At 60.0% G+C, this 15,827-nt stretch carries 14 protein-coding genes and 2 tRNA genes; all 16 read left to right on the top strand.

Features of this window, described 5'->3' with window-relative positions:
- The first annotated feature begins 166 nt into the window (after nucleotides 1-166).
- The 16 genes from dnaA (at nucleotide 167) to scfA (ending at nucleotide 15,789) form a co-directional block, all read left to right on the top strand.
- Nucleotides 167-1,501: a chromosomal replication initiator protein DnaA gene (gene dnaA / locus DXX99_RS00515; protein WP_115791896.1), complete on the top strand. Its 1,335-nt coding sequence runs from the start codon at nucleotides 167-169 to the stop codon at nucleotides 1,499-1,501.
- A gap of 145 nt (nucleotides 1,502-1,646) precedes the next feature.
- Entirely contained in the window at nucleotides 1,647-2,765 is a 1,119-nt protein-coding gene (gene dnaN / locus DXX99_RS00510) for a DNA polymerase III subunit beta (protein ID WP_115791567.1), read from the top strand.
- A gap of 18 nt (nucleotides 2,766-2,783) precedes the next feature.
- A complete protein-coding gene (gene recF / locus DXX99_RS00505) occupies nucleotides 2,784-3,860 on the top strand; it encodes a DNA replication/repair protein RecF (protein WP_115791566.1) in 1,077 nt (358 codons plus the stop codon).
- Between the two features lie 21 nt (nucleotides 3,861-3,881).
- Entirely contained in the window at nucleotides 3,882-4,133 is a 252-nt protein-coding gene (gene remB / locus DXX99_RS00500; protein ID WP_115791565.1) for an extracellular matrix regulator RemB, read from the top strand.
- Between the two features lie 18 nt (nucleotides 4,134-4,151).
- Nucleotides 4,152-6,062 (top strand): DNA topoisomerase (ATP-hydrolyzing) subunit B, encoded by a 1,911-nt coding sequence (gene gyrB, locus DXX99_RS00495; RefSeq protein WP_115791564.1) that lies wholly within the window; start codon nucleotides 4,152-4,154, stop codon nucleotides 6,060-6,062.
- A 21-nt stretch (nucleotides 6,063-6,083) separates the two neighbouring features.
- Complete coding sequence (gene gyrA / locus DXX99_RS00490; protein ID WP_115791563.1) at nucleotides 6,084-8,492, top strand: DNA gyrase subunit A; 2,409 nt, start codon at nucleotides 6,084-6,086, stop codon at nucleotides 8,490-8,492.
- 78 nt (nucleotides 8,493-8,570) lie between these two features.
- On the top strand, nucleotides 8,571-9,452 hold the full coding sequence (pdxS, locus tag DXX99_RS00485; RefSeq protein WP_115791562.1) for a pyridoxal 5'-phosphate synthase lyase subunit PdxS: 882 nt from the start codon (nucleotides 8,571-8,573) through the stop codon (nucleotides 9,450-9,452).
- A 5-nt stretch (nucleotides 9,453-9,457) separates the two neighbouring features.
- Nucleotides 9,458-10,030: a pyridoxal 5'-phosphate synthase glutaminase subunit PdxT gene (pdxT, locus tag DXX99_RS00480; protein ID WP_115791895.1), complete on the top strand. Its 573-nt coding sequence runs from the start codon at nucleotides 9,458-9,460 to the stop codon at nucleotides 10,028-10,030.
- Between the two features lie 84 nt (nucleotides 10,031-10,114).
- The gene (locus DXX99_RS00475) at nucleotides 10,115-11,266 is read left to right on the top strand and encodes a pyridoxal-phosphate-dependent aminotransferase family protein (RefSeq protein WP_115791561.1); all 1,152 of its coding nucleotides are present in this window, start codon (nucleotides 10,115-10,117) and stop codon (nucleotides 11,264-11,266) included.
- Nucleotides 11,267-12,850 (top strand): phosphoglycerate dehydrogenase, encoded by a 1,584-nt coding sequence (gene serA, locus DXX99_RS00470; protein WP_115791560.1) that lies wholly within the window; start codon nucleotides 11,267-11,269, stop codon nucleotides 12,848-12,850.
- Nucleotides 12,851-12,891: 41 nt separating this feature from the next.
- Nucleotides 12,892-14,178, top strand: coding sequence for a serine--tRNA ligase (gene serS, locus DXX99_RS00465; RefSeq protein WP_115791559.1), 1,287 nt, complete (start codon nucleotides 12,892-12,894; stop codon nucleotides 14,176-14,178).
- 10 nt (nucleotides 14,179-14,188) lie between these two features.
- Complete coding sequence (locus DXX99_RS11295; protein ID WP_165847634.1) at nucleotides 14,189-14,416, top strand: hypothetical protein; 228 nt, start codon at nucleotides 14,189-14,191, stop codon at nucleotides 14,414-14,416.
- Nucleotides 14,417-14,533: 117 nt separating this feature from the next.
- Nucleotides 14,534-14,609, top strand: a tRNA-Glu gene (locus DXX99_RS00460).
- A gap of 7 nt (nucleotides 14,610-14,616) precedes the next feature.
- Nucleotides 14,617-14,691, top strand: a tRNA-Gly gene (locus DXX99_RS00455).
- A gap of 311 nt (nucleotides 14,692-15,002) precedes the next feature.
- Nucleotides 15,003-15,635, top strand: coding sequence for a CBS domain-containing protein (locus DXX99_RS00450; protein WP_115791558.1), 633 nt, complete (start codon nucleotides 15,003-15,005; stop codon nucleotides 15,633-15,635).
- A 16-nt stretch (nucleotides 15,636-15,651) separates the two neighbouring features.
- On the top strand, nucleotides 15,652-15,789 hold the full coding sequence (gene scfA, locus DXX99_RS00445) for a six-cysteine ranthipeptide SCIFF (protein WP_115791557.1): 138 nt from the start codon (nucleotides 15,652-15,654) through the stop codon (nucleotides 15,787-15,789).
- Nucleotides 15,790-15,827: the final 38 nt, after the last annotated feature.

Raw genomic sequence — 15,827 nt, 5'->3', positions numbered from 1 at the left:
GGTCAAGTTTATTACATTTTTTGGAAAAAGAATGGGCTGTTGATAACCTCCTGCCCCTCTGGTACGATAACAAAAAGACCGGCTTGCGCTTTTCCACAGGTTGTGGATAAAGTTGTGAACAAATTGCTGTGGAAATCCCGCAAAGGCCTTGGGGGGAAGAGGGTTGGTGGCTACCGAGCTCCAGCGGTGCTGGAAAGAGATACTGGCCAACTTGGAAAAGGTCGTGGCCAGACACTCCTTTGAGCATTGGCTCAAACCCCTCCGCCCGGTAGCCTGCGCGAACCAGACGGTGTACATAGCTGTCCCCAACCACTTCTCTAAAGACTGGCTTACGCAGCGCTACGCGCCGATCCTCAAGCAGGCCTTTAGCGAGGCTTTAGGAATGGATTTGGCCGTGAAGTTCATCCTGGCCGAGGAGGAACCACTTTATATCAACCTGGAGGCCAAAAACAACAGCAGCGCCGTTGTCACCCCGCCGCAACTCAATCCTAAATACACCTTCGAGAACTTCGTGGTAGGCAACTCCAACCGCTTTGCCCATGCGGCAGCACTGGCCGTGGCCGAGGCACCGGCGCGGGCCTACAACCCCCTCTTCATCTACGGCGGAGTTGGGCTGGGTAAGACCCACCTAATGCACGCTATAGGCCACCGTATCCTGAGCCGCCGACCGGACCTGAAGGTGGCCTACGTGACCACCGAGAAGTTCACCAACGAGATGATAGACGCCCTGCAGATGAACCGAACCCAACAGTTTCGCGAAAAGTATCGCAATGTGGATGTCCTGTTGATAGACGATATTCAGTTCTTAGCCGGCAAGGAAAGAACCCAAGAAGAATTTTTCCACACTTTCAACACCTTATACGAGGCGGCGCGCCAAATCGTCATATCCAGCGACCGTCCGCCTAAAGAGATACCCACCTTAGAGGAAAGGCTGCGCTCCCGCTTCGAGTGGGGACTTATCACCGATATCCAGCCCCCGGACTTTGAGACCCGGGTGGCCATCTTGCGTAAAAAAGCACAATTGGAGAACGTAGCCGTACCCGACGAAACCCTGCTCTTCATCGCCGACCGGATACAGTCCAACATTCGAGAATTGGAAGGAGCCTTCATTCGGGTGGTAGCTTTCGCCGCCCTCACCAACAGCCCCATAACCCCGGAAACGGCCGCCACTGTGCTAAAAGACGTCCTGCGCGCACCGCAAAAGAGAGAGATTACAGTAGAAACCATTCAAGAAGCGGTAGCCAAGTACTATAACCTTAAGCCGGAGGACTTGAGGGGGAAGAAACGCCACCGGGCGGTGGCCCTCCCCCGGCAAATAGCCATGTACCTCGCCCGCGAGCTTACCGATCTTTCCCTGCCAAAGATAGGAGAGTTCTTCGGTGGCCGCGACCACACTACTGTGCTACACGCCTACGAGAAGATCAGCGCCGCGTTGAAGGAGGATCTGAAGCTCCAAGGAGCTGTGAGCGAGTTGATTAACCGGATAAAAAACTCCGACTAAAATCAACAGGGCCAAAACCTTCAAACAAGCGGGGGCCACACGCTTTTCCACAAATCAACAGCTTCTACGAGGATTATTATGAAAGAACCGAAGCATCTAATAACACTCATGCTGATAGGAACAGCCGTGAAGGGGGAAGCAAGCCTTGCAGTTCACCATAAGCCAGGAGGATCTGGAAAGAGTCCTCAGCGTCTGTCTGCGCTGCATCCCCTCCAAGCCCTCTATGGCGCAGCTTGCCGGGATACTCTTTCGGAAAGAGGAGGGGGGGAGACTCACAGCCACCGCCACCGACCTCGACGTTCAGGTGAAGGTAGAGCTCCCCGCACTCCGCCCGGAGGGGGAAGGAGAGCTCTGGTTGCCGGCTAAAGAGGCCTTCGACCTGGTGCGCCGCCTACCGGAAGACTCCGTGATAGAGCTCAGACGGGCCGGTTCGAATCAGGTTCTACTGAGCTTCCCCGGCGGAGAGGCCCGCCTGGCTGGCATGGACCCCGCGGGGTTCCCTCTGATGGAGCAGAGCGTAGAAGAGGTCTCGGAGTTTCCGGGAGAGGGGGTGCTAGATGCCCTGCGTTACGTCCTTTACGCCGCAGCTCCGGACGACCTGCGCCCCATCTTTACCGGCGTGGAAATAAGTTATTCCCCCTCGGGAGAGCTGGCCTTCGCAGCCACCGACGGGCACCGGCTGGCGGTTTTTCGCCGGGGGGAGGAGCCAAAGCCAGAGGCACGGGTGATACCCGCCCAGTACCTGAGAGAGGTCCTGGTTCTGGGCAGGCTTTTGGGGGAGGAGCCTAAAAAGATACGGCTGGGCAAGACCACGGCCTCCTTCCACTGGGAGGAGGTGGAGCTCCAGTCGCGGCTGATCGAGGGCAAATTTCCCGACTGGCAGCAAGCCTTGCCCAAAGACCCTCCCGCGACTTTCCTTACTTCAACCGTCGGCGCCCTGCTTTCTTGCCTTGAGCGGGCGCGGGTCATAGCCCGGGCCAGTGCTTCCGGCGTTCCGGCGGTCTTCTTGGTCAAAGAAGGGGAGGGAGTGAGGCTTGAGGCCCGCAGTGAGGCGGGGGAGTTTAGAGAGAGCGTGAGGGGCCGGGCGGAAGGGGAAGACCTCACCATGGCCTTCAACGTCGACTACCTCATGGATGCCCTGCGGGTGCTAGATCGGGAGGCGGAGGTGCTGATCTCCCTTTATGGTCCCATGGCCCCGATAATCATAACCTCGGGCAGCTATAGAGAGTACCTGGCCTTGGTACTCCCGCTACGCTTGGTGTGAAATTCCAGGTGAAGGAGCTTGTGGATAAAGTCGCTTTCCCTACGTAACTTCCGCAACTACCGCGAGCTTGAGTGGGAGCCCTCTAGTGGGATAAACTTACTAAAGGGGCCCAACGCTGCGGGAAAAACCAACCTGCTGGAGGCTCTTTATTTTGTTTTGTGCGGTCGTTCCTTCCGCACCTCGCGAGAGGAAGAGGTCGTTCGGACGGGGGAAGCCACGGCGCTGGTCAAAGGAAAAGTGGCAACTGCCTGGGGAGAGATAGAAACCGAAGTACGGTTCAGGAATAAGACCAAGCTTCTCCTCTACCAGGGAAAGCCTGCTTCCCGCCGCGACTTTCCCGGAGAAAAGGTGGTATTGCTCTTCCGTCCCGAAGATCTCCTGGTGGTTACGGGAACGCCGGCGGAGAGGAGGGCTCTTTTCGACCGGATTCTGGCCAAGCTCGTGCCGGGCTACGAGGAGGTGCTCACCCGCTACCGGCGGGCACTGGAGCAGCGCAACGCCCTCTTGCGCCTGCCGGGGGAGAGGGAGGAAGAGTTGGAGATATGGACCGAAGCTTTGGTTTCCTCAGGCGCTCTGCTTTACCGGTTGCGGGTCGAGGGCTTGGGGTTGATAGGGCCACTTACTTCCTCCTTTTATCGGGAACTAGTAGGGAAGAGGCTAGTGCTCCGCTACGCTACCAGCGCCGTTTCTCCTACTAGGGATAAACCCTTTACGGAGCAGTTCGCAAAGGCGCTTTCCGCTTCGGCCGAGAAGGAGAGGGTTTTGGGACAGACCTTAGTGGGCCCGCACCGTGACGATTTCCTTTTTGTGGTGGAGGGAGAAGACCTTCGCTACAAAGGCTCGCGCGGGGAGGTAAGGGCGGCGGTGCTGGCCTTGAGGCTGGCGGAAGCCGAGCTTTTAGAGAAGATAACCAAGGAGAGGACGATTTTTTTCCTAGACGACGTATTCTCCGAGTTCGACCCCCAGCGCCGTCGAGCTCTGATCTCTTACCTTGAAGGACGTCAGTCGTTCGTCACTTCGGCCGAGCCGGAGCTCAAGCTGCCCGGTCGGACCTTCTTTATAGAGCAAGGAAGACTCCGAGCCGACGATTACTAGGCTTTAGGGGTGAGAAGGGATATGCTGGTTCACCTAGGCGGAGACGTCACCGTGCACAGGAAAGAGATCGTGGCCATACTGAGCAGCGAAGTAGGAGAGGCTCCTTCCACCAAGGAGTTTTTGCGGGTTATGCGCGATGAAGGGCGCCTAATTAACCTGGCAGGCGAGAGCAAGCGCCGGTCGATAGTCATAACTCCCGATAAAGTGTACATCACCTATCTTTCCTGCAGCGCCCTTAAACGGCGGGTGGAAAATTTCCTTTCGGAGGAGTAGGGAGCGGAGGGGAAAGAGTTGCCACAGGAGGAAAAAGAAAGGGAAGAATACCGGGCTTCGTCCATCCAGATATTGGAGGGTTTAGAGGCGGTAAGGCGCCGACCCGGCATGTACATAGGCTCCACCGGTCCTCGGGGGCTTCACCACCTGGTGTACGAGGTGGTGGACAACAGCATAGACGAGGCCCTGGCTGGGTTTTGCACCGAAATCGAGGTGGTCATCAAGCAGGATAACAGTGTGCTGGTGAAGGATAACGGACGGGGCATCCCGGTGGACATCCACCCCCAGGTAGGAAGGCCGGCGGTGGAGGTGGTTCTCACCACCCTGCACGCCGGGGGAAAGTTCGGCGGCGGGGGGTACAAGGTCTCCGGCGGGCTTCACGGGGTGGGCGTTTCGGTGGTCAACGCCCTCTCGGAGTGGCTGGAGGTGGAGGTGCACCGGGAAGGCAGGATCTGGCGGCAGCGCTTCGAGCGCGGCAGGCCGGTAACTGATCTGGAGGCGGTAGGGGAGACCGACCGGACGGGTACCACGGTGCACTTCAAACCTGATCCCCAGATCTTCGAGGAGGTAGTCTTTAGCCAAGATCACCTCATCCAGCGCCTGCGGGAGCTCTCCTTCCTGGTTCCAGAGGTGAGGATCGTCCTAAAGGACGAGCGCACGGGAGAAGAGTTCCTCTTCCACCATGAGGGAGGGCTCAGAGACTTCGTGCGCCATCTTAACCGGGCGCGGGAGGTTCTCCACCCGGACCCCATATACCTGGCCGGCGAGCGCGAAGGAATAGTGGTGGAGGCCGCCTTGCAGTACCATGACGGCTACGCAGAAAGTATTTTCTCCTATGCCAATACCATACGCACGGTGGACGGCGGCACGCATGAGGCGGGCTTCAAAGCTGCCTTGACCAGAGTGGTCAACGACTACGGCCGCCGACACGGAATTATCCCGGAGAATTTTCAACTCGCCGGGGAGGATGTGCGCGAGGGGCTCACCGCCGTAGTGGCAGTTAAAGTGCCCGATCCCCAGTTCGAGGGGCAGACCAAAACTAAGCTAGGGAATACCCAGGTGCGCAGGGTAGTGGAGTCGATAGTGGGGGAAGGGCTGGCGAGCTTTTTTGAGGAGAACCCCGGTATTGCCCGGCTCATTGTGGAGAAAGCTTTGGCGGCGGCCAGGGCACGTGAAGCGGCCCGCCGGGCGCGGGAATTAGCCCGGCGCAAAGGGTTGCTAGAAAGCGCCTCTCTGCCGGGAAAGCTGGCCGACTGCAGTGAGCGGGATCCGGCTAAGACCGAACTTTACATCGTGGAGGGTGACTCGGCGGGGGGTTCGGCTAAACAGGGGCGCGACCGGCGCTTTCAGGCCATTTTGCCCTTGCGGGGCAAGATCCTCAACGTGGAGAAGGCCCGACTTGACAAAATCCTGGCCAATGAGGAAATAAAGGCCCTTATCACGGCCATTGGAGCAGGGATCGGGGAAGATCTGGACCTCAGGAAGGTGCGCTACCACAAGCTCATCATTATGACCGACGCGGACGTAGACGGGGCGCACATCCGCACCCTTCTTCTCACCTTTTTCTTCCGCTACATGCGCCCACTTATAGAGGCCGGCTATGTTTACATAGCTCAGCCTCCCCTCTACCGGGTGCGCAAAGGAAAGGAAAGCTTTTACGCTTACAACGATGCCGAACTGGAAAAGCTTCTAAGTACCCTGGGGCGCAACGGTGTGACCATCCAACGCTACAAGGGCTTGGGCGAGATGAACGCGGAGCAGTTGTGGGAGACTACCATGAACCCGGAGAAGCGGGTCATTCTCCAGGTCACTCTGGAGGACGCGGTGGCGGCTGATGAGCTTTTCAGCACCCTGATGGGGGATAAGGTGGAGCCGCGGCGCGAGTTCATAAGCCGCTATGCCCGCTATGTGCGCAACCTCGACATCTAACCTTTGAGGTGAAGGTCTGGCATGGGTAAGGTAATTCCTATAGAAATAACGGAAGAGATGCGGCAGTCCTACCTCGATTATGCCATGAGTGTGATCGTGGGTAGGGCTCTGCCCGACGTGCGCGACGGGCTTAAGCCCGTGCACCGGCGCATTCTTTATGCCATGTATACCCTGGGCATGACCCCGGATAGGCCGCACCGCAAGTCGGCCTACATAGTCGGAGAGGTCCTGGCCCGCTACCACCCTCACGGCGATGCCCCGGTGTACGATGCCCTGGTGCGGCTGGCCCAGGACTTCGCCTGCCGCTACCCCCTAGTAGACGGGCACGGCAACTTCGGCTCGATAGACGGGGACGCTCCGGCGGCCATGCGCTACACCGAGGCGCGGCTCTCCCGGTACGCCCTGGAGATGTTACGCGACATTAATAAAGATACGGTGGACTTCGTCCCCAACTACGACGGTACCACTCAGGAGCCCGCCGTCCTTCCCTCCCGCCTACCTAACCTTCTGGTTAACGGCTCGGCGGGAATAGCCGTGGGCATGGCCACCAACATCCCCCCGCACAATCTGGGGGAGGTCATCGACGGCCTGCTGGCGCTTATTGACAACCCCGACCTCTCTTTAGAAGAGCTGATGCGCTACGTTCCCGGGCCGGACTTCCCTACCGGCGGGATAATTCTGGGGAGAGAAGGGATCCGGGCAGCCTACGCCACCGGGCGCGGCGGGATTGTGGTGCGGGGCAAGGCTACCATCGAGCGCAAGGGGAACCGCAATCTTATCGTGATCACCGAGATCCCCTACCAGGTCAATAAGGCCCGGCTCCTAGAAAGGATAGCGGAGCTCGTCAAAGAGAAGCGGCTGGAAGGGATAGCCGACCTGCGGGACGAGTCGGATCGGAGCGGCATACGGGTGGTAGTGGAGCTCAAGCGGGATGCCGATCCCCAGGTGATCCTCAACCGCCTCTACAAGCACACCCAATTGGAGGAGACCTTCGGGGTGATCATGCTGGCCCTGGTGGATGGTCAGCCGGAAGTTTTGAGCCTGAAGGAGGCGATGCGGCATTATCTTGACCACCAAAAGGAGGTGGTCGTCCGCCGCTGCCGGTACGAGCTCCGGGAAGCCCAACTGAGGCTAGAGGTGGTGGAGGGTCTGGTGGTGGCGGTGGACAATATAGATGCCGTGGTTCAGCTCATCAAAGCGGCTCCCGATGTACCCACGGCCAAGGAAAGGCTCATGAGTACCTTTGGGCTTACGGAAAGGCAGGCTCAGGCTATCTTGGACATGCGCTTGCAGAGGCTTACCGCCCTCGAGCGCGAGAAGCTGGTGGCGGAGTTAAGGGAGCTTAAGGAAAAGATAGCCTACCTGGAGGGAGTGCTGGCGGACGAGGCTAAGGTCTGGGGAATAGTGAAAGAGGAGCTTAAGGCTCTGAAGGAAAAGTTTGCCGATCCCCGGCGCACCCTCATAGTGGACGAGGAGGTCACCTACCGGCCCGAGGACCTTATACCGGCGGAGCAGGTGGTGGTACTTCTCTCGCATCAGGGATATATCAAGCGCCAGGACAAGGGCCTTTACCGCAGCCAGCACCGGGGAGGCCGGGGGGTGACGGGGCTCAAGCTTAAGGACGGCGATTTCGTGCGCCACCTCTACTTGGCCAATACCCACGATTACCTGCTCTTCTTTACCAGTGCCGGTCGCGTCCACCGCCTGAAGGTTTACGAGATCCCGGAGGCGGAGCGCGCCGGTAGGGGGACGGCCCTTCCTAACCTCCTTCAGCTTTCTCCCGAGGAGCAGGTGACGACCATCATCCCGGTGGCCGACTTCTCCGAGGATAAATACGTCTTGCTGGTGACGCGGCAGGGGGTGGTGAAGAAACTCTCCTTGGGGGAGTTGGCCAATATCCGCCGGGTGGGGCTCATCGCCATCTCTTTGGATCCCGGTGACGAGCTGGTGGCGGCCGCCCTTCCCGGCCCGGAAGAGGAAGTTCTCCTGGTGACCGAAGGGGGGAAGGCCATCCGCTTCCGGGCAACGGAGGTGCGCCCCATGGGGCGGACAGCGCGGGGGGTGCGAGGGATGAGGTTGCGCCCCGGCGATCGGGTGACGGGACTGGCGGTTCTGGACGGTGCTGGCGAGGTTTTGCTGGTCACCGCCGGGGGATACGGAAAGCGGGTGAAGATAGCCGACTTTCCCCTTCAAGGCAGAGGCGGGATGGGGGTCAACGCCCTAGCCGTCTCCAAGACGAGCGGCCCTGTGGTGGGAGTGGAAGTAGTGCAAGGCGAAGAAGAGATACTTCTGGCTAGCGCCGCCGGTTGGCTTACGCGCCTCAAAGTCAAGGAAATTCCCGTCATGGGGCGGCAAGCGCGAGGGGTGGTCCTCATGCGCCTGCAGCCGGAGGATCGGGTGGTGGCCTTGGCCAAGATCGGCGAGGATTGACGTTGCTTTTGGGCGGCAAGAGGCGCTAAAATTACCCTATGACCTGAGAGACTTGGTTTAAAGGCGGGGTAATGAACCATGGTTAAGGGAACATGGACAGTCAAAAAGGGACTGGCGGAGATGTTGAAGGGCGGCGTGATCATGGACGTGACCACGCCGGAGCAGGCCAAGATAGCAGAGGAGGCGGGCGCCTGCGCCGTCATGGCGCTGGAGCGGGTGCCAGCCGACATCCGGGCGGCGGGCGGAGTGGCTCGCATGGCCGATCCGGAAATCATCCTGCGCATTATGGACGCGGTAACCATCCCGGTGATGGCCAAGTGCCGGATCGGTCACTTCGTGGAGGCGCAGATTCTCGAGGCGCTGGGAGTCGACTTTATCGACGAGAGCGAGGTTTTGACTCCCGCCGACGAGGAGCATCACATCGACAAGCACGCCTTTAAAGTTCCCTTCGTCTGTGGTGCGCGGGATCTGGGAGAGGCTCTGCGGCGCATTGCTGAGGGCGCGGCTATGATCCGCACCAAAGGGGAGGCGGGCACCGGCAATGTGGTGGAGGCGGTGCGCCACATGCGCCGCATAAACGCCGAGATAAGGCGCCTACAGGGGATGCGGCGGGAGGAACTCATGAAGGCGGCCAAGGAGATGGGCGCCCCCTACGAGCTGGTGCTGGAGGTGGCGGAGCTTGGTCGGCTGCCGGTAGTTAACTTTGCGGCAGGTGGCATCGCCACCCCGGCGGATGCGGCGCTCATGATGCAGCTCGGGGCGGACGGTGTCTTTGTCGGCTCGGGTATCTTCAAGTCGAAGGATCCCATGAAGCGGGCTCGGGCCATAGTGGCCGCCACCACTTACTACGACGATCCCCAAGTGCTGGCCGAGATCTCGCGCGACCTGGGGGAGCCCATGCCTGGTATTGATACCTCCTCCCTGCTTCCTCACCAGCGCCTGCAGGAGCGGGGATGGTAGAACCCATGCGGGTAGGGATACTGGCCCTGCAGGGAGCGTTTCGCGAGCACGCTCAGGTCTTGGGGCGCCTGGGAGTAGAGACCCGGCTGGTGCGGCGTCCGGCAGAACTAGAAGAAATAGAGGCGCTGGTAATACCTGGGGGAGAAAGTACCGCGATCGGGAGGCTGCTTTTCGAATACGGCCTGGCGGAAAAGCTTCTGGCCAGGGCAAGGGAGGGCCTGCCGGTCTTCGGAACCTGTGCCGGTATGGTCCTCATGGCTCGGGAAATTGAGGGGATCGAGCAGAGGACCCTGGGCTTGATGGACATAACGGTGCGGCGCAACGCCTTTGGGCGCCAGATAGAAAGCTTTGAAGCCGAGCTTCAGATAACGGTTCTGGGGGATAAGCCCTTCCGCGGCGTCTTCATCCGGGCACCCCTTGTCACCCGGGTGGGCGCGGGAGTGGAGGTACTGGCCGAGTTCGAAGGCAAGCCGGTGTTGGTGAGACAGGGGAGGCTCCTGGCCTGCGCCTTCCACCCGGAGCTCACGGATGACCCGCGCCTGCACCGCTACTTCCTGGGGGAGGTAGCGAAGGCCTGATCTTCCCTCTTTTTCACTCTCGTCCCTATTAAGGGGCGGGTTTTATTTTTTATCAACTTTGATGATCTGGGGGTCTTGAGCGGCATGAGAAAAGAGACGCGCCTTTTTATTCCCGGCCCTACACCGGTGCCGCCGGCGGTGGCTGAGGCCATGGCTCGGCCCCTCATCGGGCACCGCACGGAGGATTTCGCCCAGCTCTACGCTCGTCTGGAGGAAAGATTGAGGGTAGTTTTGGGAACCAAAAGCGATATCGTCATCCTCACCTCTTCGGGCACCGGGGGGATGGAGGCGGCGGTGGCCAATCTCGTCTCTCCCGGCGACCCTGTTCTGGCCCTGGTCACCGGCAAATTCGGCGAGCGCTTCGCCGAGTTGGCTAAAGTCTACGGTGGAGACGTGGAAGTGATGGAGTTTGGCTGGGGCAATACCATAGACTTGGAAGCGGTGGAGGGGAAGCTCAAGGCGCGGCGCTTCAAAGTCGTCCTGGCCACCCACAACGAAACCTCCACCACCGTGGTCAACGACATCCGGGGCCTAGGAGAGCTCACCCGGCGCTACGGCGCTTTACTGGTGGTTGACGCCGTGTCGAGCGCCGGCGGCATGGAGATACGCATGGACGAGTGGGGGGTGGACGTGCTGGTCACCGCCTCCCAGAAGGCCTTGATGGTGCCCCCAGGCCTGGCTATCGTGGCGGCAAGTGAAACGGCCTGGAAGGCGATGGAGGAAAGCAAGAGCCCTCGCTATTACCTAGACCTTCTGGCGGCCCGCAAGTCCAAGCAGAAGTACAACACTCCTTACACCCCTGCCGTTTCCCTCTTTGTGGGGCTAGACCGGGCGCTCGAGCTCATTTTGGCCGAGGGCCTGGAAAAGGTTTACCGGAAGCACCGGCTCCTGGCGCGGGCGGTGAGGGCGGCCGTAAGAGCTTTGGGGCTTGAGCTCATGGTGCCTGACGAGTACGCCTCCCCGGTGGTTACCGGCGTGTGGGCGCCGGAGAGCATAGAGGCGGACCGGTTGCGTAAGGAGATAGCCTCCCGCTACGGGGTACTGCTGGCAGGGGGACAGGGCCCGCTTAAGGGCAGGATCTTCCGCATAGCCCACATGGGCTACGTGGACGCGGTGGACATATTGGGGGCTCTGGGTGCGCTGGAGCTGGGGCTTTACCGCTTCGGGTTTAAGTTTAAGCTGGGAGAAGGACTAGCTCAGGCCCAGGCCGTTTTGGCGAAGGAGGGAGAGGAGTAAATGTACCGGGTGCTGGTAACCGACGGCGTATCCCCTGAGGGGCTAAAAGCTCTAACGGAAGCGCCGGATGTGGAAGTAGATTTTCGCCCCACCCTCAGCGAAGAAGAACTTAAGGAGATCATTGGAGAATACGATGCCCTGATCGTGCGCAGCGCCACCAAGGTGACGGCGGCGGTGCTGGAGAAGGCCAAGCGGCTCAAAGTCATAGGCCGGGCTGGCGTAGGAGTGGATAATATCGACGTCAAGGCCGCCACGGCTAAGGGAATTATTGTGGCCAACGCCCCCGGGGCTAACACCGTGGCGGCAGCCGAGCACACCATCGGGCTTATGCTGAGCCTGGCCCGCAACATACCCGAGGCTTGCGCCCGCACCAAGTCGGGAGTTTGGGATCGCAAGTCCTTTATCGGCGTGGAATTGCGGGGCAAGGTTCTGGGAATAATTGGTCTAGGCCGCATAGGCTCGGAGGTGGCCAAGCGGGCGCAGGCCATGGAGATGAAGGTCATCGCCTACGACCCCTACATCCCTGAGGAGCGGGCACGGGATCTACGGGTGAAGCTCGTTCCCTTGGACACTTTACTGCGGGAGGCGGACTTCATCACCATCCACATCCCCCTCAGCAAAGAGACCTACCATTTGATCGATCGCGAGGCCTTTGCCAAGATGAAGCCCGGCGTGCGCCTCATCAACTGCGCCCGGGGCGGGATAGTGGACGAGGAGGCCCTTTACGAGGCTCTGAAGGAGGGCAAAGTGGCCGGCGCGGCGCTCGACGTTTTCGAAAAGGAGCCCGTCACCTCGCACCCCCTCTTTTCCCTGCCCAACGTGGTGGTGACTCCTCACCTGGGTGCTTCCACGGTGGAGGCCCAGCTGGCGGTGGCCGAAGTCATCGCCCAAGAGGTGCTCACCGCCCTGCGCGGTGGCTTTGTGCGCCACGCCGTCAACCTTCCCTACCTACGGCCGGAGGTTCTTCCTGTCGTCGGTCCCTTCCTCCCGCTGGCGGAGAAACTGGGGCTTTTTGCTGCCCAGCTGGTAAGCGGCCGGGTAAACCAGGTGGAGATAAACTACTCGGGAGAGATCGCCCGCTACGACGTGAGCCTGCTCACCACTGCGGTGCTCAAAGGGGTCCTGAGCGTGGCCTTGCGGGACACCATAAATTACGTCAACGCCCCGGAGGTGGCCAAGCAGCGGGGCATCAAAGTGAAAGAGAGCAAACAGGAGCAGGAAGAGGAGTACGTTAACCTCATAAGCGTCAAAGTGAAAGCTCCGGAGGGGGAGCACACTGTGGCCGGCACCCTGGTGCGGGGTAGGGAGCCGCGGGTGGTGGAGATAGACGGGTACCGCGTGGACGCCGTACCCGAGGGGTACATCCTTTTCATCCCGCACCTCGACCGGCCCCGTATCATAGGGCGCATAGGAACCCTCATCGGGGCCCACGACATCAACATCGCCGCCATGCAGGTGGGGCGTAAGGAGATAGGGGGCAGGGCTATTATGCTCCTCTCGGTGGACAGCCCGGTGCCTGAGGAGACCTTGCGGGAGATCGCCAAGGTGGAGAACGTGCTGGACGTGAAGATGCTCTACCTCTAGACAAAAGTTTCGGTGAGCTTCGGGGAGGGAAGCGAGGGGAAGTGCTGGACCTCAAATTCATTCGTCGGCAGCCGGAAGAGGTGAAGGAGGCCTTGCGCCGCCGGGGCTACCCGGAAAACCTGGTGGACGAGCTCCTGGCAGTGGACGCTCGCTGGCGGGAAAAGCTCACTTACTTGCAGGAGCTCCGCAGCGAGCACAACCGGGTGTCGGAGGAGATAGCGCGGCGCAAGCAGGCCGGGGACGAGGCCGCGGAACTCATAGCCGCCATGCGGGACCTAAGTAGCCGCATCGAGGAACTAGCGAAGGAAGTGGGGGCGCTGGAGCGAGAACTCCAGGAGCGCTTACTGGAGATCCCTAACATTCCTCACCCTTCCGTTCCCTACGGCGAGGACGCCGAGGACAATGTCGAGATCAGGCGCTGGGGGGAGCCGCGCCGTTTCTCCTTCCCTCCTCGTCCCCACTGGGAGATAGGCGAGATCACTGGGGTACTCGACTTCGCCCGGGGAGTGAAAGTAGCTGGGACGCGCTTCGTCTTTTACCGCGGGCTGGGCGCGGCTTTAGAGCGGGCGCTCATCAACTTCATGCTTGACCTGCACACGCGCGAACACGGCTACGAGGAGGTCTTCCCTCCCTTCCTGGTCAACCGGGAGAGCATGGTGGGAACGGGGCAGCTACCCAAGTTTGCCGAGGACATGTTCAAGGTGGAGGGGGAGGATTACTACCTCATACCCACTGCCGAGGTGCCGGTGACCAACCTGCACCGGGAAGAAATCTTGGACGGGGATCGGTTGCCCCTCAAGTACGTGGCCTACAGCGCTTGCTTCCGGGCCGAGGCGGGAGCGGCGGGACGGGAAACCCGGGGGCTCATCCGCCAGCACCAGTTCAACAAAGTGGAGTTGGTAAAGTTCTGTCGCCCAGAGCAGTCGGAAGAAGAGTTAGAGAAATTGGTGGCGGATGCCGAGGAAGTACTGCAGCGCCTAGGGCTTCCCTACCGGGTGGTAGTGCTCTGCACCGGTGACCTGGGTTTTGCAGCGGCCAAGACCTACGATATTGAGGTGTGGCTGCCCAGCTACGGCGCTTACAAAGAGATCTCCTCCTGTTCTAACTTCGGCGACTTCCAGGCGCGACGGGCCAATATCCGCTACCGCCCCCATCCCAAGGCCAAAGCCGCTTTCGTCCACACTTTAAACGGTTCCGGCCTGGCGGTGGGGCGCACGGTGGCCGCCATCCTAGAAAACTATCAGGAGGAGGATGGCTCGGTCGTTATTCCTCCCGCGTTGCGCCCCTATATGGGCGGGGTGGAGCGTATCCCGGCTCAGGCAAGGTAAAGGGGCAGTGGTGGCTGGTGAACTGGGTGGCGCGGCTGCTGGAGTAGGCAAAGTTGGCTGGTGTCGGGGCGGCCGACGTTACAAAGTGGTCTTGGGGCGTTTTGACTGCCTGCTAGAGGCTATGGAAGTACGGGCTAGCGTAGCGGCCCGGTACGGCATCGAAGTAGCAGTGGTGGCGGACGGGGGCCACGACCTGCCGGCGGCGGCCAAGGAAAGGGCTTACAGCCGAGTACGCTAATTTTGTAGCTCCCGGTTCTGGACAATGGGGCCCCTGGGTGTGCCGGACCCGGGAAGCGAAAGTTTTCGGGTCGTTGACATGGCTCGGCTTTTCGGCTAAAATAAGTATTGACCTGGTGGCCCCATCGTCCAGAGGCCTAGGACACCGGTCTTTCAAGCCGGAAACCCGGGTTCGAATCCCGGTGGGGTCACCAAATAAAAGCGGGCGTAGCTCAAAGGTAGAGCACCAGCTTCCCAAGCTGGGGGTTGCGGGTTCGAGCCCCGTCGCCCGCTCCATTTTTAGACCAGTAAAAGGCCTCCCGCGCGGGAGGCCTTTTCGTTAGGCACTTTTTTTGGTTCCGGCGGCGATAACGCTTGCTATGATGATTACAGGTAAAATACCCCAGAGCAGAAGCCTCAAGGCCCAAGCGGTCAGCTCCTGGTCCATCAAGCCTCACCCCCTTGCCAAAAGTATAAGCCAAGTCGGCTTCGGGTGGAAGTAGAAATCCGTTGCTTTCCATTATTTACCGTTGCCTTCACCGCGGAAGAAAAGTATAATGAGGAAAGAAATTGGCTTCGGCCGCCGGGGAAAGGAGTTGGGTGGCTGAATGTTTGTGCGTGACTGCATGACGGCCAACCCCATAACCATCACCAAGGACACCCCCATCTTTCAAGCCTTGGAGATCATCAACAAGCACAAAATCCGCCACCTTCCCGTGGTGCAGGACGGTAAGCTCATCGGCATAGTCACCGAGCGCGGGCTCCTGCGCATCTCCCCCTCGCCCGCTTCCACCTTAAGCGTATACGAGCTCAATTACATCCTGGCCAAACTCACTGTGGCTGAAGCCATGGTGAAAAATCCTATAACCACCACACCGGACACTCCCATCGAAGAGGCCGCTTTGATCATGCGGGAGCACAAGATAGGCTGCCTGCCGGTTCTGGAGAGGGGGCAGCTGGTGGGCATCATCACCCAGACGGACATGGTAGAAGCCTTGGTGCGCCTCTTTAACCTGCGCAAAGCGGGCTCGCGCCTAGTAATTGAGGCCACCGACCGCATAGGGGTGCTGGCGGAAATAACCTCCTTCTTCCGCGAGAAGGGGGTCAACATCCGCAGCCTGGCCACTCTAGAGCGGGAGCCGGGAATTTACCACCTGACCTTGAGGCTTAACATTCCCGATGCGCGGGACCTGGCGCGGGAACTGGAAAGCATGGGCTATAAGATAATCTCCGTGAGCTAAAGGGGGTTGAGAGGGAATGAAGCGGCACATTAAGACCTTGGTTGCGGGAAGCAAGCCTCGCTTGGGCGGTTGCGGCGAGTGCCAGGCCTCCTGCCAGTCGGCCTGCAAGACCTCCTGCACGGTAGGCAACCAGAGCTGCAAGCAGGTTAAGTAAGCCTTTTCCGGGATAATTAAAAACGGAGAAAGGGCGGT

Origin of the sequence: Ammonifex thiophilus (assembly GCF_003368535.1) — a bacterium.
GTDB classification, from domain to species: Bacteria; Bacillota; Desulfotomaculia; order Desulfotomaculales; family Ammonificaceae; genus Ammonifex; species Ammonifex thiophilus.
Note: the sequence above shows the minus strand (reverse complement) of the source record. Positions and strands in the feature narration are given on the sequence as shown.